Consider the following 20,669-nt stretch of genomic DNA (forward strand, 5'->3'; position numbering starts at 1 on the left):
TTTATTGCCCTTTTTCATCGTTACTGGCCGCTAAAAATGGCGTCAGCTTATGATACAAAACCTTTGGTGACACAAATTGCATTTCTTTACTGCTAAGATCCACTGCCACTTGGGTGGTGCTGGCTTTAGTGATCCGTTGCCCCGTGGCGGCATCGGTGATCACATAATCAATTTTTAAGCGGTTTTCATATTCTTTTAAATACGCAGCGACGTTAATTTTTTGCGTAAACACCGCCGATGCCACATATTTAATTTGCATATCAACAATCGGCCACGCATAGCCTGACTCGTTCATTTGCAAATAGTCGTAGTCGATTAAACGCAGTAACTCACAGCGTGCCACCTCTAAGTAGCGCGGATAATTGCCATGCCACACCACGTTCATCGGATCGCAGTCATGAAACGGAATTTCTATTTCTACCGCGTGGCTTAGTATTGCGCCTTTACTATTCATATAATGCCCAGCGTTTTGCTTGTATGTAACTAATGGTTTGGCGTAATACCGCTTCCATTGGTCTGTCTTCGGTGAGGTTTTCAAAATAGCCACTAATGTCGCCATACATAGCTTGCATATCGCTAGATAGGCTCGACAACGCCAGCTCCCCTTGTTGGATGCGTAAGCGCAGTGCCTGAATAGTGGCCAGTAACGTGCTGGCAAGTACTTGCTCAGTTAACTGTAATATACGTAAACAGTCGCGCGACGCAATCGTCCCCATACTCACTTTATCTTGATTATGGCACTCGGTAGAGCGCGAAAACACACTGGCGGGCATCGTCAGCTTTAAGGCTTCGGCGGTATACGCACTGGCACCAATTTGCACCGCTTTAAACCCGTGGTTGATATAACGGCGCTCATCGCAGCTGTCTGACAAGTTAGCCGGTAAACCATTATTGTATTTAGTATCGACTAACGAGGCAATTTGCCTGTCGGCCAAGTCGGCTAAATTCGCCACCGCGGTTTTCATGCTGTCCATGGCCATCGCAATATGGCCGCCATAAAAATGGCCACCGTGCAATACATGCTCGCCTTGACCATCAATAATAGGATTGTCGTTGGCTGAGTTTAATTCGTTTTCAATCATCTGCCTAAAAAACGGTAAGCTGTCTTGCAGTACGCCAATCACATGGGGCGCACAGCGAATTGAGTAACGGTCTTGAAGTCGGTCGGCATTACGTGGGTGGTCATGATGATTTAAGTCGTCTCTGATCCAACGCGCCACCTGCTGCTGCCCGGGGTGCGGTTTCACCGAAAATAGTATTTCGTCAAAGTGATGGCTATTGCCCTTTAATGCCAAGCTTGCTAGTGCCGTGATGCGGCTTGCTAATTTAGCTAAGTAGTGCGCTCTATCAAACGCAAGGCAGGCTAAGGCGGTCATCACCGCCGTGCCATTCATCACCGCTAGCCCTTCTTTGGGGCGTAATGTGAGTGGTGTTAACCCCACCTCACGCATCACCTCAGCGCTATTACGCACCGCGTCTTTATAATACACGTCGCGCTCACCCACCATCGCACCAGCAACGTAAGACAGCGGCGTTAAATCGCCACTGGCACCCACTGAGCCCTCTTGTGGAATAACCGGCACTATGTCGTGATTTAAATAGTCTTGTAATAAATGCAGCATTTCCCAGCTAATGCCCGAATAGCCCTGTGCTAATGAGGTAAGCCGTGTGGCTAAAATTGCCCGCCCTTGCACTTTATTAAACACATCACCTAAACCACAGCCATGAAAACGGGTTAAGTGCAGCGGCAATTCATCCACTAAGTTAAGCGGTACCGCCACGGTGACTGAATCGCCATAGCCGGTAGTCACCCCATAAATCACGCCATCTTCTTTTAATAGCGTGTCTAAAAACTGCAGGGCGCTGTTGATTTTGTTGCTAAAGGTGTCGCTGCCACTGATTTTTACCGCGGCGTGATTATGCGCCACTGCAACAATATCTTCTATCGTTAAGCGCTGCTCGCCAAACAGCTGTGTTTTTTTATTCGACACCCTACTTCTCCTTTGAATGATCGCGCTCAACAAGCTGATCATGTTGCCAAAAATCGTAAAAATTAAACCATTGATCAGGGTATAGCGCCGCGTAATAGCTTAACCGCTGGGCGTAATCTGTAATCACCTGCGTTAACCTGTTTTGCCGCGCTGCGCGTGGCATTTTTAAGCTGTTGCTGTAGTGCTCAAAAATCACTTGATATTTATTGCGCTGTTTATCTTTTAAGCAAAACAAAAAATACACTGGACAATCAAGCAATGCCGCTAAAATAAATGGCCCCTGTGAAAACGCAGCATCACGGCCTAAAAAAGGCACTGCAACAGAGCGCGATGCGGTGGTGGTGCTGGTACGGTCGCCAACAATAACCACGATCTCGCCCTGCTCTACTTTCTCTTTGAGTAATATCGCCAGATCAGGGCCCATATCGGTGACCTGAATTAAATTAACCGCCACATCGGGGTTTATTTTTTTCAGCATGGTATTAAATTCAACCGCATGATGGGTAAACACCAGCACATTGATGGCAGGCCCATTGCGATGCTGGCTAAGCGCACGGCACACTTCTAAATTGCCCAAGTGCGAGCCAATAAAAATAGCCCCTTGGCGCTGCTGATAAAGTGCGTTAAATAACGACTGATTGGTGTATTGAATATCGTTTTGGCTGATACGGCCAAGCCAGGCATCAATTTTATCTAGTGCGCTGTCGGCAAAGCTACAAAAGTGCTGAAGCTGGCGTTTAACGGTGACTGTATCGTCAGTATTGTTATAGTTATCGACCTGCTGTAAAAATTGCTTAGACGCGTCACGCGCCACTTTACCGCTAATAAAGAGGTAACAAACGACCGGAAACAAAATAACCCACAGTCCTTTACGGCCCACTAATTTATAGCTAAACAGCAAAATTTGGATCCCTAAATAGTTACCCCGCTCTTGCATTTTAGACCAATGTTTAACGCCCATAGCGCCTCTTTATTTTATGCCAAAGCAATAACGGTGAGCGTAATAACATGCCAAAAAACAGCCGAGTATGTAACCACGAAATACGCACGTTGTCGTGCAGTGGCTGAAAATGTGATAACCCGTTGGCAGGGTAAATAACCGGGCTGGGTAAAAATATAAATGGCACATTACGCCAATACAGGCGCACCAATATTTCTGGATCAAAGTCCATTCGTTTACCCAGTTTCACTTCGTTAATGAGCTTTACGCTGGCCGCCAGCGGATACACCCTAAAGCCACACATAGAATCGACAATGTCGAAACTCAAGGTTTCAATCCACACCCACACATGGGTTAAATAGCGTGCTAGGTAACGGTGTTTTGGTACCGAATCATCATAAATTGGGCAGCAACTAATTAATGCCTGTGGGTTCGCATTAGATAACGCAAGCAGTTGCGCCACATCGGCTAGGTTATGCTGGCCATCGGCATCCACTTGTATCGCATGGCTAAAGCCAAGTTGATGGGCATGACACAAACCGGTTTGCACCGCGCCGCCTTTACCTTGGTTGTGTTGATGAGTCACCAAGGTAAGCAATGAATGGCGGCTCGCTAACGTGGCAAATACCGCTTTAGCGTCGTCATTACTGGCATCATCAACCATAATAATCGGTAATTGATAGGCTGCTAACTGCGTCAGCACCTCATCCAAGGCCGCAGTATGATTATAATTGGGAATAACAATACAAAACTGATTCATTTACTCTGCGCTTACAAACACCACCCGCCCCGACGCATGCTGCCCCTTGGCTGAATGATAAGAAAAGAGGTATTTATCCTGTGACTTTTGCTCCACCACCAAGCGAATGGTAATACCTGGGGTGATCACCACCTGAAACTTCAGCACTTCAACGTTTTTTACCGGCCGCGAAAGTTTAAATTGCTGGCAGATAGTACTGATGGCCCAATCTAGTTGCACCACCCCCGCTAAAATAGGGCCGTCTTTAAAGTGACCATTAAAATAATCTAAATCGTGCGGCACCAATAAATCTAATTGATAGCCTTGCTCAGTGCGCTCGCAGTTTAATAACTGCGGCTGCGTTTTAATCAACTTTGACAAACAGCTGCTCCAGTGCTTTTAAATTCAACTTTGCTTGAGTGTTGTAAGGCAGCTGCTTGATAAAGCGCCACTTTTTAGGCGTGCAGATACGTTCAAAACGCGTTAATGCATGCGCTTTTAATAACTTATTAGTGGCCAGCTTGCCAGCATCTTGTAAATATTCTTCACCCTGTGGACTAAGCACTATCACCGCGCCCACCACCATACGCTCACCCGGTAAGGCAATCACTTTCGCCTCTGTTACCCAGTCACTGCTAGCTAAATGTTGCTCTAGCTCATCTAGGCTTAAGCGCTTTTCTTCAAGCTTAATAATGCGATCGCAGCGACCTAATAATTCAAACTGGCCACTGGCATGCACATCGCCTCTGTCATCCAGAGCAAAGTTTTTATCATTGACCAGCGGTGAATTTAACATTAAGCGGCCATCGGCCTGTGCCCGTACCCGCACACCTGAAAACGGCTGCCACAAGCTAACCTTAGCTAAGTTAGTCACTTGTCGATAAGCAATGCCACCAGTTTCTGTGCTACCAAACACTTGGGTAATTGGCTTATTAAGTTGCTTAAATAATGTCACCGCATCGTCATTGCTAAGCGGGCCGCCAGATGAAAAAACCCATTGTAAATGCGACTTTTCATCGACCAGCACGTTATCAGCGCGCAAACGTTTCAGCTGCGCTGGGCTGGAGATTAACACCGCTTGCTGCGAATTTTTTAACTTCGCGGCAATATGCTCAGGGTAATGCAGTAAATCGGTATCAACAATATGTCCGGTACTTAACGGCCATAACAACCTAAATAGCAAACCATAAATATGCTGATGCGACACGCTGGCAATAAACACTGGCATACACTTGAGCGCGTAACTGCTGGATAGAATACTCAGCTCTTTATTAATAGTTTGCCATGACTTAACAATCGGTTTTGCTTTACCCGACGACCCTGAGGTGTAAAACACCACGGTGCCCTCTTTTGGCCAAACAAGTTGTGATAGAGGAAAAAAGCCGCGCTGCTCTGGCAAATTTTCAATGTCTATTAAGTCAATCCCTAAGGGCGCAACTAACTCGGAGTCGCCTAAAAAATAAGGCGTTTGTTGTAATAATGCTTTGAGTGTTTCTGGTTGCCCGTTCGGCGGTAATATTACCGTGCAGCCGCGCAATGTGAGTGCCATTAGGCTGACGGCAAATTTATAGGTGTTAGTGCTGTATAACACCACCGAGGAGGGCACCGACGCGGGTGAGAATTTAGCTAATAGCCGATTAACATCACTGACAAACTGGCGTTGGCTAATGGGGGTGTTTTCATGGTGAAAACACACACTCACGCTGTTACTTTGAAATACTTTATTTTGAAAGGTACTAAACACGCGCTTTCCTTCTTACTGTTAGCCTTACTAACCACTCTAAGACAAACACCACACCCATAGCGATATAGGCAACCACGCCATTGTAAAACGCCCAAATGGCTAAACTGCTAAACAAACTGGTATACAAGGCGATGCTGCCATTAATAATAAAAAAGCCGCACCACAACTGGGTAACTTTTTTTGTATACTGCACACCTTGGCTATCAAGGTCTGGCTCAGTAATACGGGCAAAGGTTTCAATGATTGAAGGGCCTTTATACAATGAGTAGCTAAACACCACTAACATGACGCTGTTAATTATCACCGGATAAAAGCGTAAGCCCAATTCACTGTCGAACATCAAAGCCAACACAATCGCCAATGCAGCCAACACAGTCGCGGGCTTTAACCACGGCATGTTGGCAAACAATGCTTTACTTAACCACAGCCGCAGCGCCAGCAACAACAGGATAACGAGGGTTACCCATTGGCTGTTAAATTGCGTGAGGCCTACATACACAATGATCGGGTAGCAGGCCAAACACAGCATAATCACTGTGGTTAACAAAGCTTTAAGCATGTTGTTAGTTAACTAGCTTAGCTATTTCGTTAACCACGTCTTGCACCGTACGTACTTGTTTAAAGGCATCCGGGTCAATTTTTTTACCGGTGATCTCTCTTAGCTTTACCACTAAATCAACAGCATCAATACTGTCTAAGTCCAAATCTTCATATAAATTGGCATCGAGACTTATATCGGTCGCGTCAATTTCAAAATCATTTTCTAAAATGCCGTGTAATACATCATAAATTTCAGCAGCGGTTTTCATTAGGTTTCCTACTTTATTGTAAATTACGAACGTGCGTGTTGAATAAATTCAGCTAATGAGTTCACAGAAGCAAAGTGTGCTTTGGTTTGCTCTGAATTGGCATCAATTTTTACATCAAACTGTTTTTTAATGGCTAAACCCAGCTCCAGCGCATCAATACTATCAAGCCCTAAGCCGTCTACGAATAATGCTTCATCGTCTTGAATATCACTTGGCGTCATATCTTCAAGGTCGAGGCTTGAAATAATGAGTTGTTTAATTTGTTGTTTTAATTCATTCATAAGTTGCTCAGTTCTTCTGTAAAATAATGTTGTAAACGTTGTGTCAATTGACGCGACTGTATTGCAGCAACATCGCTGCTAAAGCTCAACGGGCTATCAAACTGCTTATTTGCCAGCTGCAAGGTAAAATGCGCCTGATAAGGGGCCACTTTATACCAAGGCGTGCCCTTAGTGAGGGTGTTGGGTTTCATTTTTATCAGCACAGTGCTAATAGGCGCATGACAGCGCAGTGCAATGTTAGCAGCGCCGCGCTTAAACTTAACCGCTTGATGGGGTGTGCTTCGCGTGCCCTCTGGAAACACCAGTAAGTTATTACCTTGCTTTAAACTACGCTGACAATCACGTAATAAGCCTGCGGGGTCTTCATTGCTAATATACCCGGTATTTTTAATGACCCCGCGCATAAATGGGTTATTAAATAAATGCGCTTTCACTACGCAGTCAGCATTTTTAATCACCGAGATCAGCACCACCACATCAATTAACGAAGGGTGGTTGGCAAGCACTAAGCGCCCCGATAAGTTGGCAAGTTGCTGTTTATGTTGCAGATGAAAACGGATCACCCCGCTGTAATGCATTAAGGCCACAAAAAACTTAAAACAGTAATGCACTGTGGCGCGTGCTCTGGCTTTACGAGTATCTTCGTCGGGGGCAACTAAGTTTTGCAATGGGAACACTAAAAACGTCAACAGTAATCCGCCCATACCAAACACGGTAAAACACATCCCGGTTGCAAGCACACGCCAGCACAGGCCCATTATTCGTATACTGTGTTTAATCATGGTAGGTCAGTTGCCAGTGATTGAGTAGTGCAGCGTGGGTTAATAAGCAGCTGCTTTTATTATGCAGTGCCCTAGCGCATTGTAAACTCAGTGGTAAATCACTGGCTTGCGCTACCGGCGTTAACACTTTTGCTAAACTAAAGTGCGGCTCATCACCTGCAGGTAAGCGTACCCGCAACGCCATTGCGTGGGTTAGCTGTTGCTCATCAGCAAACTGACTATAGATATCGGGTAACACTTCGTCGCTGTGCACCACCAGCATCATTGTTTCATTGCCATCACACAAACGCGCACAGGCATCAATAAGTGCATAAATAAAACTCTCAGCACCGGCGGCAATGGCATTCATTGCACTGTTATTGTTATTAATAATACTAAACAGTCCAGCGGCGGCGTTATGTACGCTCAAACCAAAACCGGTTGGCGACAGCGCTTCCTTATTTACAATATCAATCAGTAAGTTGGCTGTTTTATGGAAATCGCCATGGCGAGATGAAAATACTGCGGCTAACTTATCATTTGAGTGTTGCGGTGTGACTTGGTACGCGCTGTGTAACACCATTTTAGTAAAATGGGTCATGCGGCGGCGTTGCATCGGAGCAAGCCACTTTAACGTTATTGGGGAAGTATCGTACCAACACGCGCCTTCTATTTGTCGCTGGTCTGGCTGTATCCATGTAGCGAGTTGTTCAACAACAAATTTCACAAGTAAATAATTTTAGTTAATGATTGAGAGCGTGAATTTTACCGATTTTAGCATCAAAAGTAAAATAATCATTAAATAAAGCCAGCACCGAGCTTATATTCAGTGCTGGCTAATAAAACTATGAAATTAAAGTAATTTCTTGCTCAGAAAAACAACAAGCATGGCCGCCAACAAGGTGTTTTTCAGCCAAGCTGTTGATCAGTGTTGCACCTTGTTGTTGTTGCTCAGCATTGAGCGGAACATAAGGCAGCCTAAACACAGGTTTAACCGCTTTTGTCATGATTAGCGCCGTATTAATGGCGATGGGATTTGGCTCGCAAAACAGCCAGTTCATTAATGGCTGTAACGAAGAGTTTAACGCCGTGTTTGGCGTATCCATTAACTCACGAAACAACCCCGGAATAAGGTTAGAGGTCACCGAAATAACGCCATGGGCATTGTGAGTATGGCGTGCATCGTGGCTTTCATCGTCATTGCCAGACCAACAAGCAATACCGTGTTGCTCGTAATAAGCAATGCGTTCATTACCGCCACATTCTTTTACGCCAATAAAATTTTCATGCTGGGCAAGCGGCGTTATGATATCAGGCGTTAAGTCTTGTCCGGTACGCCCTGCTACGTTGTAGATAAATGCGGGGCCAATATCCAAGACACGTTTAAAGTGCTCTTTAACACCGGCAATAGAGGTACGGCCATAGTACGGGTTTATTTGTAAAGCCGCGTGCATACCGCTGGCAAAACCATATTTAGTTGCTTTGATTGCTTCGCGGGTATTATTACTGCCGGTGTTACCCACTATCAGCAATTTATCACCATATTTATTTACACTGTGAGCAATCAGCATTAAATGCTCTTCCCAGTTCATTAACTGGCCTTCGCCGGTGGTGCCGCCCACCACAATGCCATCTACGCCCGCGGCTATTTGCAACTCAACAAGGTGATCGTAGGTTGCAAGGTCAATTTGACCATTGGTTAAATAAGGCGTTTTAATCGCGGTAATAAGACTTGCTTGTTTAATTTTCTCGATGCTGTGCATATAAAATCAGTGGTTATGAAACTTTTGCTATTTGTATCATATCTAGGGGTACTTTTGCAGCCGTAAACGCATATTTAACTAAAATGAAGGGCAAAAAATGGCCCAAAACACGCCGTAATTATTTAATCATAAATGTCTTGTAAATTTAGCCTTGATAATACAAAATAAATAACTGTATAAATAAACAGTATCTTTATTTCATTACCAAGCGAGCCCTTATGCGTTTATCTCAGTACTTAACCACACACTTTTATAACACCGATGAACTGTGTCAGGCATTAAATATAGAGGCCGATACGTTACATACCTGGCAACAGCGCAGCATTTTTCCTAAACCCAGTTATTGTATTAAAAGCCAGTTGAGCTGCAGCTCGTATTCTGGCTTGTATGAATGTGAAGAATACGACGACTACTACCCGCGCGGCTGTGTTAACTGGGGGCAAGGTCTGCTAAAACAAAAAATAGACTCCTCTAGTCACGCATTCAATTATTTTGCTCAACACTATAGCGCGTGCTTAACGAAACTGGCACAGCAAGGCTTTGAATTTAATGAAGAGTTATTTGGCTGCGAAATAGACGAGCATTTACAACAAGTGTGGCAACAGTTTTTATGCAGTAAATATGGAGTACTCACGCAAAATGGCTTACTAGAAGAAATTGTCGCGGTAGATATAGGCCGCTTAGTGGTAGACGAGATCACCGAGCTACGCAGCAAAGCTAGCTTAAATCAGGAGGAGCGTGCCAAGTTGCATCCGGCACTAAAATTACTTAACAAAGCACTGAGCCACGGCGCCGATCATGAAAAGCAAGCCACGTTAAGAGTGCGCTACATTGACGCGTTAGTCACTAAATATGATTTATCAATAAAGTGAGCACCTTAACCTTGCCAATTAGGTAGGTTAGCAGCTTAACTAACACAGCTGTTAACTCCCCTTATTTAGCGGCCAAAGTCACTGTTTATACACACCAAATTTTGCCTAAAGACCCGGTTTAGGCACATCGTGCTTGCTAACATCTTGAGCGTCAACAACGTCATCTGCCCATGCCTTATCATCTGCGTCGGCATCGAGCCCTTGCCCATTACGAGTGTCATTGGGGGTGTAAACCAGCTCAGTATATAAGGCGAAGTGGTCAGAGCCAATTGCAGGCAGTCGCTCGATATTGCGTACGGTAAAGTGCGAGCTATGGAACAGGTGATCTAAAGGCCAACGTAAAAACCAATAATTACAATGAAAGGTGTTAAACATGCCCCGCCCTACCCTTGGGTCTAACAGGCCACTTAATTTTCTAAATAAGCGCGTGGTTGCCGACCACGCCACATCATTTAGATCACCGGTTACAATTAATGGCTGATCGCTTTGTGCGACACTGCGTGCCACCATCACTAATTCGGCATCTCGCTCAGCAGATTCGGGGTTTTCTGTAGGACTTGGCGGCGCAGGGTGTAAAAAATGCAGCCTAACTTTATCCCCGCTCAGCAAGGTTATTTGCGCATGCATTGAGGGGATGTCGTCCTCAACTAGAAACGAAATAGTTTCATCACTCAGTGGCAAGCGTGAGTAAACGTGCATACCGTACAGGTTATCTAACGGGCATTTTATGCTGTAAGGCATGTCAGGCTCTAATACATCAAGCTGCTCTTGCCACCACAGATCAGACTCTAAGGTCACTAATATATCGGGTTTATAACGGTTAACTAAAGTAATTAGCTTGTCGGCTTGACGGTTCGGGGTTAAAACATTGGCGGTAATAATACTGATCTGTCGCTCGGTATTCGTATCAGTCGCTGTTTTTACCTCTGTTTGCCACAGTTTCGTGTAGGGTAAAATCCACCATAAATGCCATACTAAGCAAATAAGTGCAACCGCTATCAGACCCCAGCTAGTGAGCTTAGCTAAATCAAGATAGAGTAACTGCGCCAAGAATAACCAGCTTGAGAGTACGGCTAACTGTAAACGTGGAAAGTCCATGCCTCGGATCAGCCAATGCGGGTGGCGCGACAACGGAAGTAGTGTCAATAAAGCAATCACAGCGGTTGCTATGAAAAATATGAACGTCATCTATTACAATCCCTTAATTATTATTAGTTCGCTTTACAGCCATTAACACTGATATGCATAGTGTATTACGAGTCTACCTCTTTAGCGCACTTGTTAGCAGCTTAATCAACCAAAGTTTTACTTTTCAATAACTCAAAGTCTTCAGTTAATCGTAACTCGTGCTGCGCATGGCGCAAGGCAATTTTTACATGGCGATTGGCGCTGCTTTTAAAGTCATTATTAATGGTCGCTAATGATTGGTGCACTTTGACTAATCTTAACATCACTTCAATGCTGCCGGCACCGTCTCTGGCAATAGCCTTAAACGCATCATCAAATAAATCGTCTAATAAAAGTTCAGCAACTGTGACCCGGTTAAACTCAACTTCCGGCTGTTGTTCTATGTTAGCGCTATTCCCCCAGTGAATAAATAGTCTAGCCAACGAGCCAATGATACCAATAGCCGTCCCCGGATCATTCACAGCTGGCGATAAGGCACGGCTGGCTATCTCAGATAGCACCACTAAAGCAAAACGAGGGTCTTCATCAAAGGTACGCTTATCACCGATAATAAATGCATTCATGATCTCATCAATAGGCACATCATCGTTGTTAGCCGTGTCGTCACATTGTACATACGCTAACGGCTCTGCAGCCAACACTAACCTGCCAACCATTGCTGTAATGTGAACGGTTAGCTGGTACTGCTCAGCAATGGCCTGTAATTTACTCATATCAATACGTTGTAAATACCCCACGCTGTCGGCATATATAGCGCGGCCGGTCACTTTAGCTGGCTGTTTTGCGCCACCAAGTCGAGGACACTCACAGTTTCGTGTTAATGCTTTTTCAGCAACGGTTTCAACTTTAGCGATGGTATTACCTAGTGTACCGAGTCGGGCTATATTGTCGACCCAGCGAACAAAACCTAAGATCACAATAATAAACACGGCAAGGGTCTGTAAAAAAATGACGAACCGACCTGTTTGGTGATAAAAGCCGTTCATCAATGCCACTAAGCCGATAATACTGAAAATAAACGCCCCAATGAAAATAGACAAGGCATATTGAGAAACATCATCACTAATCACAATCGCGAATGCTCGCGGGGTTGCCATACTGCTCACCGATGAATAAGCACTCAACATTGAGCCGACCGCAAATACCGCCATTACCAACATACTGGCTGAAATAATCGCCAATAAGGTTTCTAGCGACTCGTTACTGACGTTCATTACTGCTGCGTTGGGATAAAAATAATCGCCTCCGATGGCGATAAATGCCGCACCAATCGACATTAAGCAACTAATTAACGGTTTTACCCAAAGCCGCTCACGTAATCGACTAATAAAAAAACTAATTCGTTCGTTCATTATATTATCCCTAAAGTGCGTGCAGCTAGCAGTGCGGCGAGCTAATAATTAGTCTATAAACAGCCACTCTACATGTTTCTTTCAATACACAGTACATCAGCTGGCTTGTTTACCCTTTGCAAGCGGGTAGCCGTTTATAATACGCGTGCGCTTCACTTGCCATCAGGACGTATACCAATTTAATACATTATAGCTGGAGTTAAAAAAATAGCCTTAGCACTCTTATAGTTAGCTTCACTTTACTGTAGCTAATAGCCAACTCATACGTTATAAGGTGGTTCATTTAATACACAGCGATTACAGACCTCGTTAAGAGGGTGCATCTGACAGCGAGGGATTAGCAGTCGCTGTATATTGCTGTATAAACACTTCCAATTGCGCAGCCGGCAATGGCTTGGCATAAAAATAGCCTTGCAGTTCATCACAACTATGCTTATTAAGTAGCTTTGCTTGCACTAAAGTTTCAACCCCTTCTGCAATGACTTTTAAGCCTAATTGGTGCCCCATTGCGATAATCGCGCGGGTAATCGCCGCGTCTTTTTGGTCCGTGTCTAATTCACGAATAAATGATTTATCTATTTTTAATTTATCAATGGGCAGTCTCTTTAGGTAGTTCAAACTCGAATAGCCAGTGCCAAAATCATCGATAGCAATGCTGATCCCTAATTGCTTAAGGTGCTGTAATTTATCGACTACTTGCTCTACATTTTCCAGTAACAACGATTCGGTCAGCTCTAACTCAAACCACTTAGGGGCTAATTGTGCTTGTTTTAAGCTGGCTTCTAATTGTTCAACAAAGCCAGGGCGTTGAAATTGCAATGATGATAAATTTACCGCCATAATCACGTTTGCAATGCCCCGTTGTTGTAATGAGCGGTTATAGCTGGCAGCCTGTTCAATTACCCACTGCCCTAATTCGACAATTAATCCCATTTCTTCTGCTATGGGAATAAATTCATCCGGCCCAATAAAGCCCAGTTCGGGGTGTTGCCACCGTAATAACGCTTCTAGGCCAATGAAACGTCCGCTGTCTGCCGCAACTTGTGGTTGATAGTAAAGTTCAAACTCCTGATTAGCGATTGCTTGTTTAAGCATGGCCCTAAGGCTGAGTCGGTTATTGAGTGTTTTTTCCATATCAGAGCTATACCACTGCACATTATTACGGCCCAACTGTTTTGCCCTGTACATCGCTAAATCAGCCCGTTTTACCAAGTCCATCGGCTCACTCAACTGCGTATCTGAAATACTAATACCAATACTTGCGGATAACTGTAACTCTTTTCCTGCCACTTCAAGTGGCGCAGAAATAGCGCTGAGCACGCGCTCAGCTAACACATTTAACTGTTGTCGGTCATTAACATCTGGCACCAATAACACAAATTCATCGCCCCCCATTCTGGCTAACGTATCCCCAGAGCGAATCTCAAGCGCAATGCGCGCACTTATTTTGCAAATAACCTCATCACCTATCAAATGCCCAAGGCTATCATTTATTAATTTAAAGCCATCTAAATCGATAAATAAAATTGCCACCCGCTCTTTATGACGCGAACTTATCATCACACTTTGCGATAGCCGATCGTGTAATAAACCACGATTAGGTAAACCGGTTAATAAATCGTGCGAGGCGTTAAAAGCCAGCTCTTCATGGTAGTTTTTTTGCTCGGTAATATCAGTTTGAATACCTATATAATGGGTAATGACGCCATCATCATTGGGCACCGGCGATAAAAATAGGCTATTCCAAAAGCCACTGCCATCTTTACGGTAGTTTTTTAGTACCACGCTAACTTCTTGCTTCGACGCGATGGCACTGCGAATTTGGCTAATGGCAACCTCGTCGCGTTCTTTTCCTTGTAAAAAGCGACAGTTTTTTCCTGCAATTTCAGCCTGAGTATATCCGGTTAGTTTTTCAAAACCATGATTAACATAACTAACGGGCATATCTGGCTTAGTAATATCGGTGATCACCACGCCATTTGAACTGGCATCAACCGCGCGTTTAAACAACCTAAGTTGCTTTTCGGTTTGTAAGCGCTGAGTAATATCTTTCGCAATACCAATCACACCGACCACTTTGCCATCAATCCATGTCGGAATAATGGTGATTTGTAACTCATACTGAGCGCCGCCATGACTGGTAACACTCACCTCGAAGCTTTCAGAGTTGCCCGCTAAGGCACTATAAAAGTAGGCGGTGACTTGAGGGAGTTGCTCTTTAACCACCACAGCGCCAAAATGCATCTGTTGTAATTCATCTAAGGGCCGCTTTAATAATTCACAACCTGGGGTATTCATCGAGCTAAAATAACCTTGCCGATCTAACACATACACAGGGTCGGGATTAAACTGATACAAGGAACGAAAACGTTGCTCACTTTCTGACACTAAGCGTTTTTGCTCTGCCCGCTCTATGGCATTGGCCGCAAAACGACAGCAGCTGTGCAGTAACGCCAACTCTTCAGGGTTTGGTGCTCTGGCGTCTTTACAATAAAGCGCAAAGGTGCCCAGTACATGGTTCTCTTTCAATACCATAGGCAATGACCAACAGGCTGCCACTTGTTCGGCGAGTACCGCCTCTCGATAATCTTGCCAATTTGGATCCTTGGCAATATCCTCGGTTATCACTAAGGTATTTTTAAACGCCGCTTTACCACAGCTGCCGATATTATCGGCAATTTCTATTGTGGTTAATGCTAGACGATATTGCTGACTCAATGAAGGAGCTGATGCTATTTGCAGCTGTTGATCAACTTTGAGCATCACACAAGCTTTAATCGCTGGATTTTGCGCTTCTGCCATTAAGCAAATTTGCTGAAGTATTTCATCAAGTGAAGCCTCAACCGAAATCAACTGTAAAGTATGTTGCTGCGCTTGTTGATAGCGCTCCGCTTTTACCATTTCACTGATGTCTCTGGCCACAGCGTACATAGTTTGCATACTTGGCACAAATTGCGCAGACCACATTAAATGCACTACATCACCATTTTTGCGCACATAACGGTTTCTGAAATATTGGCTATGTTGCCCCTGAGTTACTCGCTTTGCTTCTTGCTCGGTTCGTTGTCGGTCGTCTGGGTAAACAAAATCGATAAACAGCCGCCCTTCTAACTCTACGGCTGCATAACCTAGCACAGTGCGACTCGATTGGCTTACTTCAACAAATTTTCCTTGTGTATCAATAATACACAATAAGTCGGCGGAGTTTTCCATAAACTGGAGGTGGTGTGTTTGCAATTTTTTTTGTAATTCAACGCTAGTGCGAAGTTTTTTGTTGGCAGCGATTAAACGTGTTTTTTGTATATATATGTGACGTTGGTAATGATGAGACAGCAAAGCTAATAAACAGGCTATCCATCCAGCAACCAGGATAACTTGCGACACTTGGCGCACATAATTAGGGCCAATATTCATGTCTCGGTACAAGTGTAATTGCCAGTTTATATCACTTTGTGAGTTAACAGCATACTCCCCTAAGGAGAAATATTGTCGCTCAGGTTCAAGTTGGCTCAGTAACAGCTGTGGATTATTTTCATACGCTAAAGTAATGGCATACCCTGTCGGCACAATGATAGGAATACTTGATTGCATAACTTGTTGAAAGTTTATTCCTGCAACAATAGCCGTTAAGCCAAGTGCATTGGGCTGGCGTAACTGCATTTTTATAAAAGTATGATCAACTTTATCATTGTAATAAAAACCAGCGTGTGGGGTATTCGCTTTTTTGCTTTGCACGGCGCCGGTGATTTCCTCAGCAACCACATAATTATCGTACCACTTTTTAATAGCAGGCGATTGAGCCGCAGAATAATGCACCTGCGCTGCACTATTTAAAATACCGATATACTCAAGGTAGCTAAAATCCCGTAGATAGGTGGTTAAATCTAGGCTCATTTGTTGTGGTTGATAGCTAAAACTGTTGGCTGAAAGACGCTCGGCTAACCGTTGCATCAAGCTTTTTTGTGTCTGTAACGTGTGCTCTGTTTGTTGTTGGATTTTTAACACGGTTTCTTTAACAACCTTTTGATTCGCCGCTGCTAATTGATGTGTATAATTAAGCCAAACAAATAACGTCGCCACAGTTAATAGTAGCCCAAGCCAAACCCCTAAACTACGACTACACCCTTTAAGTTTAAAACGCAGTGTGTGCGGTACCGTTAAGCCGGCTACGGCGGTAAAAAACAGAAATATAGCCGTATTAAGCGATGCATCAGGACTACTACTAAAGCTTAGCGTACCTCCAGAGCCACTACGGGTTAACAGCAATAACATATAAATAGCCAGTGCCACAAAACTGTACACACTGAGTTTTCCCCAAGCCAAGCGCTTGCTGTTATATCGTGCTATTAAACCTATCATCACACTCAGCCAACTAAGCTGTTGTAGCCATGGCATGTTAAAATTGGCGATGACATTAATTGATAACAACGGCGAGCTTAAACACAGTATGACAGCCATCATGGCCACGCTGATTGTCAAAATCACAGCCTGTCTACGGCTAATTGCAAGCAACGAAAATGCACTGCAAGCAAGTAATACGGTACTGCTCAGTGGTAAAGTTACGCTGGAAACAGCATTGCTGAATGACGTGAGCTTAGTTACCCCAACAAACACACTGCCCATCAATATAAATGCTAAGCTACTTAAAAACAGGCTGTAACGAAGCATTCCACTAAGGTTTATTTTTGCTTTGGTTTCCATAAACTTCCTAACAACGCATAAATAAAAATTAATAGCGGGCTTAAATCTGTAGAAATCCAATTTTTACGCTGCTGTAAGTGTCGCTATTTTTGAGATTCTTTGCAGTGTACTCACTCAAAATAGGGCTGACCATTAGTCCTTTTTCGTATAATTGCCATTTGTTATATAGCGAGCGAGTCATTTTAGCTAAAAAGTAGTTTGCTATCAAAATTCAATCCATTAGCTCAGCACTAATACAGCGAGAGGCGAGTATTCGAGCTCGGTCTATTTTAAGCTGGTTGGTGTGTCAGGCGCGGGTATTGAGGCTTATAGCGATACACTGTTAATAGCTATACGCATAATGATTGTGGCAGTATGTTACAGCATTTCCCCGATTTTGAAAGCCGCTGACAGCAGTCATAGCGTATTAAGTCGCTATACTTTAAGGCAAATGGTGAAGCGAGTCTCATTGCCTATTCGCTGGTGTCAAGGTACTTAAAATAGGCATGCCATCACTCCGTGCTGTAGAGCGAAAAACTAAGCATCTACTGACTCTGCTATCCCTTTTCTGATTTTGCTGACAACTCATGCAGTGCATCTGAAATGCGTTGTGCTTTGGGAACGTCTCCCTTACCTGCGGGCCAACCCTCTCGTTGCTTGCTTCGGTCGCCATCAGTGGCTTCTGTTTGATCATGAAACAAGTGAACTTGGGTTGGGTATGGCATATCAATTCCTTCCTCATCAAGGCGCTTATATACTGCTTGTAGCACCTCTCCGAACACGTGAATATGTGTCGCGCGATCTGAATCGGTCCACCAACGCAAGCGTATTATGTTAGCAAAGTCACCGAGTTCAATTGGAATCGTTTCGGGAGCGGGCTCGCTGTACACCCCTTCCACACTGGCACACGCCTGCTGCATTAACTCCCTTGCTGTTGCCCAGTCATCGTTACAGCCAATGCCAATATCATATTGTGAGCGACGTTCTTTAAATGCAGTATTAACCACAACGCTGTTGGTGTAAATATCGGCATTGGGGATCACCACGCGGCGCCCATCATAGGTTTTTATTAGCGTTGCTCGAGTTTCAATTTTTTCTACCGTGCCCTCGTGACCACTTGAAATAATTTGATCGCCAACTTGAAATGGTTGGCGTAACAGAATAAGAATACCCGCAAGCATATTTTGTAAAATATCTTTAAAGGCAAAGCCAATTGCTACTGAGCTTACACCTAAGCCGGCAATAAGATCGCCAGGGGTTAACGTGGGCGAAATAATAGTGGCGCTGAGCATCAACCCGGCAATAACAATCGTCCAGCGCGTGAGTGCGCCCCCCACTTCACCTAAGCTTGGGCGATCGCTTTTTTCCGCACTTTTGCGTATTAAACTACCAATAAAGCGGGCAACAAACCAAAAAATAACAAACACCACAATACCAACCACAATACTTGGCAATAGCTTAAAAAGGCCATCAAGCCAGGCATCTAGTCGGTTGAGTATTAGCTCTGGATTTGCATCAATTTTATTCATCACACTGCTCCTTATTATAAACTTAGTAAACTTGAAAAATCGATTACCGTATTTCGTGATGATCAAACCTATAAAAAGTATAGATAACCTTAACCTGCGTTTATTAAAGTAGATTAATGGCATCAAGCTGCGCGTAATCTATGGCGATAAGCGCTCAGCAACACAGTGAATGGATAGTGCTATTTTTTTCACTCACTAGAACGCTTGCCTTGCTCAGCAAAGTGTCCAAGGTTGTCATTCAGTGTATATAATATTAGCCTGAATTACGGATCCCGCTTTATTATTTAGTGGCTGCTTTAGCTTGCCTAGCAAGAAGGCAAAGGTATTAGCTATACGTTCACAGTAAACTCTTGCAAGCGTAAAACGGACTCAATAAGCTAGCGTTTTGCTAAAAATGAAATAAACTCAAAATTTTTTGGGGTTTTGCTGATTTAAGCAGCAACCAGCTAGCATTTATTCAAATTAGGTTAAGTATTTGTAGCTATACTAGATAAAAATTTAACAATGGTTGGAGTAACCTATGAACATCAAAACAACATTACTAAGCAGTGCCGTGTTATTAGCCCTAGCCGGTTGCGGCTCATCGAGTGATGACAATTCTTCTCCCACTGAACCACAAAAATCAACATTTAGCCTAGGCGTATCAGATGCCCCTGTTAATGGCTTAAAAGCTGTTAATGTTGTATTTAATGCTATTACCCTTAAAGCGCAGGGCGGTGAAGAGTTTAGTTTTGAAACACGCAGCGAAAACGACAACACCATGGCTCAAATGGTTAACTTACTGGATTACACCGGTAGTGATATATTTGCATTACTAGATGATCAAGCAGTTCCCGCAGGTGAATATTCATGGTTGCGTGCTGATGTTATTAACGGCGATAGCAACAATCTAACCCTTACTTCCCATGTGGTATACGAAGATGACAGCATTGCGCCACTTATTGTCAAACGCAAAGGTAATGATGGTGTTGGCGAAATTCAACTTGACGGCTTTACACTCAATCAAACGGCTAACGAGTTTGTACTTGAATTTGACCTTAAAAAATCATTAGTTGATCCGCAAAACAGTAACGAAATATTTTTAAAACCACGTGGCGTGCGTTTAGAAAACTTAGCACAATCGCAAAATATTAGCGGTACAATCAGTGACAGCCTATATGCAAATTGTGAAACAGATAATGTTGATTTAGCACCAGAAATTGGTGACTTTGGTCATGCTGTTTATCTTTATGCTGCTGATGTCGCAGAGCCAACTGATATCTATCAAATAAACCAGCAAACTGCCACAGATTCACCTTTGGCAACCGCCAATGTAGTACTTGACGAAAGTGATAACCAATACAAATTTGAAGTGGCCTTTATTGCACCAGGTGATTACCAACTAGCTTATACCTGTGCAGCGCACATAGACGATGCCGAAATACAAGACGTTGAGTTTAATCTACAGCAAATAAAAACTATCAGTGTTGCTGATGGAGCCGATCTGAGTGTTAACTTTACTGTAAGCCCATAACAAACCCCCTCGCTTTAGAGCTTGCGATCACTGCCCTGATGAAAATCAAGGCTGTGATCGCCCTTATAGTATGACAAACATACTACTAACCCACTAATTAAGATTTAAAGGTTTATTATGCATAAAAAATTACTCGTTGCTTGTATGCTCGCTGCTGTAAGTCATTCAGCCTTGGCTGAAAACGAAAAGGCCGTTAATACCCAGACTCCGGCTGACATTAAACAGCTCAAAAATACCGCTAAACAAGCTAAACGAAATGGCGAGAATAAGCATGAAAAATTAGCAGCAAAGGCAAACAAAAAACTGCAGCAAAAAGAAAAAGATATCAACGAGTCTAAAAATAGCCGGCAATTAGACGCTAAAAAGCCCAAAAACAAATTAACAGGGCTTGAAAAGCAACAAGCTAAAAAAGCCGAGCAGCTACAAAATGAAGCGACTAAAGGCTCACAACAAGGTAAAGCCGCCAGAGAAGAAAACAGTAAAAAATGGTGGAAGTTTTGGGGTGAA

19 protein-coding genes are annotated in these 20,669 nt (G+C 43.7%); 3 read left to right on the forward strand and 16 right to left on the reverse strand.

The window, feature by feature from the left end:
• Position 1: 1 nt before the first annotated feature.
• The 12 genes from ABYB02_RS02045 to dapA form a co-directional block, all read right to left on the reverse strand.
• Positions 2–454, reverse strand: coding sequence for an acyl-CoA thioesterase (locus tag ABYB02_RS02045; protein WP_372760560.1), 453 nt, complete (start codon positions 452–454; stop codon positions 2–4).
• Positions 447–1,991, reverse strand: coding sequence for a histidine ammonia-lyase (hutH, locus tag ABYB02_RS02050; protein WP_372760562.1), 1,545 nt, complete (start codon positions 1,989–1,991; stop codon positions 447–449). The genes ABYB02_RS02045 and hutH overlap by 8 nt, the downstream gene beginning before the upstream one ends.
• Position 1,992: 1 nt before the next feature.
• On the reverse strand, positions 1,993–2,952 hold the full coding sequence (locus ABYB02_RS02055) for an acyltransferase (protein WP_372760564.1): 960 nt from the start codon (positions 2,950–2,952) through the stop codon (positions 1,993–1,995).
• Positions 2,942–3,691, reverse strand: coding sequence for a glycosyltransferase family 2 protein (locus ABYB02_RS02060; protein ID WP_372760566.1), 750 nt, complete (start codon positions 3,689–3,691; stop codon positions 2,942–2,944). Before ABYB02_RS02060 ends, ABYB02_RS02055 begins: the two co-directional genes overlap by 11 nt.
• Positions 3,692–4,051 carry a thioester dehydrase gene (locus ABYB02_RS02065; protein ID WP_372760568.1) on the reverse strand — a complete coding sequence of 120 codons (360 nt, stop codon included), beginning with the start codon at positions 4,049–4,051 and terminating at the stop codon, positions 3,692–3,694.
• The gene (locus tag ABYB02_RS02070) at positions 4,035–5,414 is read right to left on the reverse strand and encodes an AMP-binding protein (protein ID WP_372760570.1); all 1,380 of its coding nucleotides are present in this window, start codon (positions 5,412–5,414) and stop codon (positions 4,035–4,037) included. The genes ABYB02_RS02065 and ABYB02_RS02070 overlap by 17 nt, the downstream gene beginning before the upstream one ends.
• Positions 5,407–5,973 (reverse strand): hypothetical protein, encoded by a 567-nt coding sequence (locus ABYB02_RS02075; protein WP_372760572.1) that lies wholly within the window; start codon positions 5,971–5,973, stop codon positions 5,407–5,409. Before ABYB02_RS02075 ends, ABYB02_RS02070 begins: the two co-directional genes overlap by 8 nt.
• A gap of 4 nt (positions 5,974–5,977) precedes the next feature.
• Positions 5,978–6,223: an acyl carrier protein gene (locus ABYB02_RS02080; RefSeq protein ID WP_372760574.1), complete on the reverse strand. Its 246-nt coding sequence runs from the start codon at positions 6,221–6,223 to the stop codon at positions 5,978–5,980.
• Positions 6,224–6,246: 23 nt separating this feature from the next.
• Positions 6,247–6,504, reverse strand: a complete 258-nt coding sequence (locus ABYB02_RS02085; protein WP_372760576.1) for a phosphopantetheine-binding protein — start codon at positions 6,502–6,504, stop codon at positions 6,247–6,249.
• Positions 6,501–7,286 (reverse strand): lysophospholipid acyltransferase family protein, encoded by a 786-nt coding sequence (locus ABYB02_RS02090; protein ID WP_372760578.1) that lies wholly within the window; start codon positions 7,284–7,286, stop codon positions 6,501–6,503. Before ABYB02_RS02090 ends, ABYB02_RS02085 begins: the two co-directional genes overlap by 4 nt.
• Positions 7,279–7,992, reverse strand: a complete 714-nt coding sequence (locus tag ABYB02_RS02095) for a beta-ketoacyl synthase chain length factor (protein WP_372760580.1) — start codon at positions 7,990–7,992, stop codon at positions 7,279–7,281. Before ABYB02_RS02095 ends, ABYB02_RS02090 begins: the two co-directional genes overlap by 8 nt.
• A 118-nt stretch (positions 7,993–8,110) precedes the next feature.
• Complete coding sequence (gene dapA / locus ABYB02_RS02100) at positions 8,111–9,028, reverse strand: 4-hydroxy-tetrahydrodipicolinate synthase (protein ID WP_372760582.1); 918 nt, start codon at positions 9,026–9,028, stop codon at positions 8,111–8,113.
• Between the two features lie 218 nt (positions 9,029–9,246).
• Here dapA and ABYB02_RS02105 point away from each other — a divergent pair, with 218 nt between their 5' ends.
• Positions 9,247–9,900: a DUF6058 family natural product biosynthesis protein gene (locus ABYB02_RS02105; RefSeq protein WP_372760584.1), complete on the forward strand. Its 654-nt coding sequence runs from the start codon at positions 9,247–9,249 to the stop codon at positions 9,898–9,900.
• 105 nt (positions 9,901–10,005) lie between these two features.
• On the opposite strand, the gene ABYB02_RS02110 is transcribed toward ABYB02_RS02105, so the two are convergent.
• The 4 genes from ABYB02_RS02110 to ABYB02_RS02125 form a co-directional block, all read right to left on the reverse strand.
• Positions 10,006–11,088, reverse strand: a complete 1,083-nt coding sequence (locus ABYB02_RS02110; RefSeq protein ID WP_372760586.1) for an endonuclease/exonuclease/phosphatase family protein — start codon at positions 11,086–11,088, stop codon at positions 10,006–10,008.
• A 101-nt stretch (positions 11,089–11,189) separates the two neighbouring features.
• Entirely contained in the window at positions 11,190–12,440 is a 1,251-nt protein-coding gene (locus ABYB02_RS02115) for a DUF2254 domain-containing protein (protein ID WP_372760588.1), read from the reverse strand.
• Between the two features lie 309 nt (positions 12,441–12,749).
• Positions 12,750–17,141 (reverse strand): EAL domain-containing protein, encoded by a 4,392-nt coding sequence (locus tag ABYB02_RS02120; RefSeq protein ID WP_372760590.1) that lies wholly within the window; start codon positions 17,139–17,141, stop codon positions 12,750–12,752.
• 536 nt (positions 17,142–17,677) lie between these two features.
• Entirely contained in the window at positions 17,678–18,649 is a 972-nt protein-coding gene (locus tag ABYB02_RS02125; RefSeq protein WP_372760592.1) for a mechanosensitive ion channel family protein, read from the reverse strand.
• Positions 18,650–19,169: 520 nt separating this feature from the next.
• Here ABYB02_RS02125 and ABYB02_RS02130 point away from each other — a divergent pair.
• Entirely contained in the window at positions 19,170–20,162 is a 993-nt protein-coding gene (locus ABYB02_RS02130; RefSeq protein ID WP_372760594.1) for a DUF4382 domain-containing protein, read from the forward strand.
• Between the two features lie 117 nt (positions 20,163–20,279).
• Positions 20,280–20,669: hypothetical protein (locus ABYB02_RS02135; RefSeq protein ID WP_372760596.1), on the forward strand; the 390-nt coding region annotated here is incomplete at its 3' end.

The organism is Pseudoalteromonas sp. (assembly GCF_041613455.1).
In the GTDB taxonomy this organism is placed as follows: domain Bacteria; phylum Pseudomonadota; class Gammaproteobacteria; order Enterobacterales; family Alteromonadaceae; genus Pseudoalteromonas.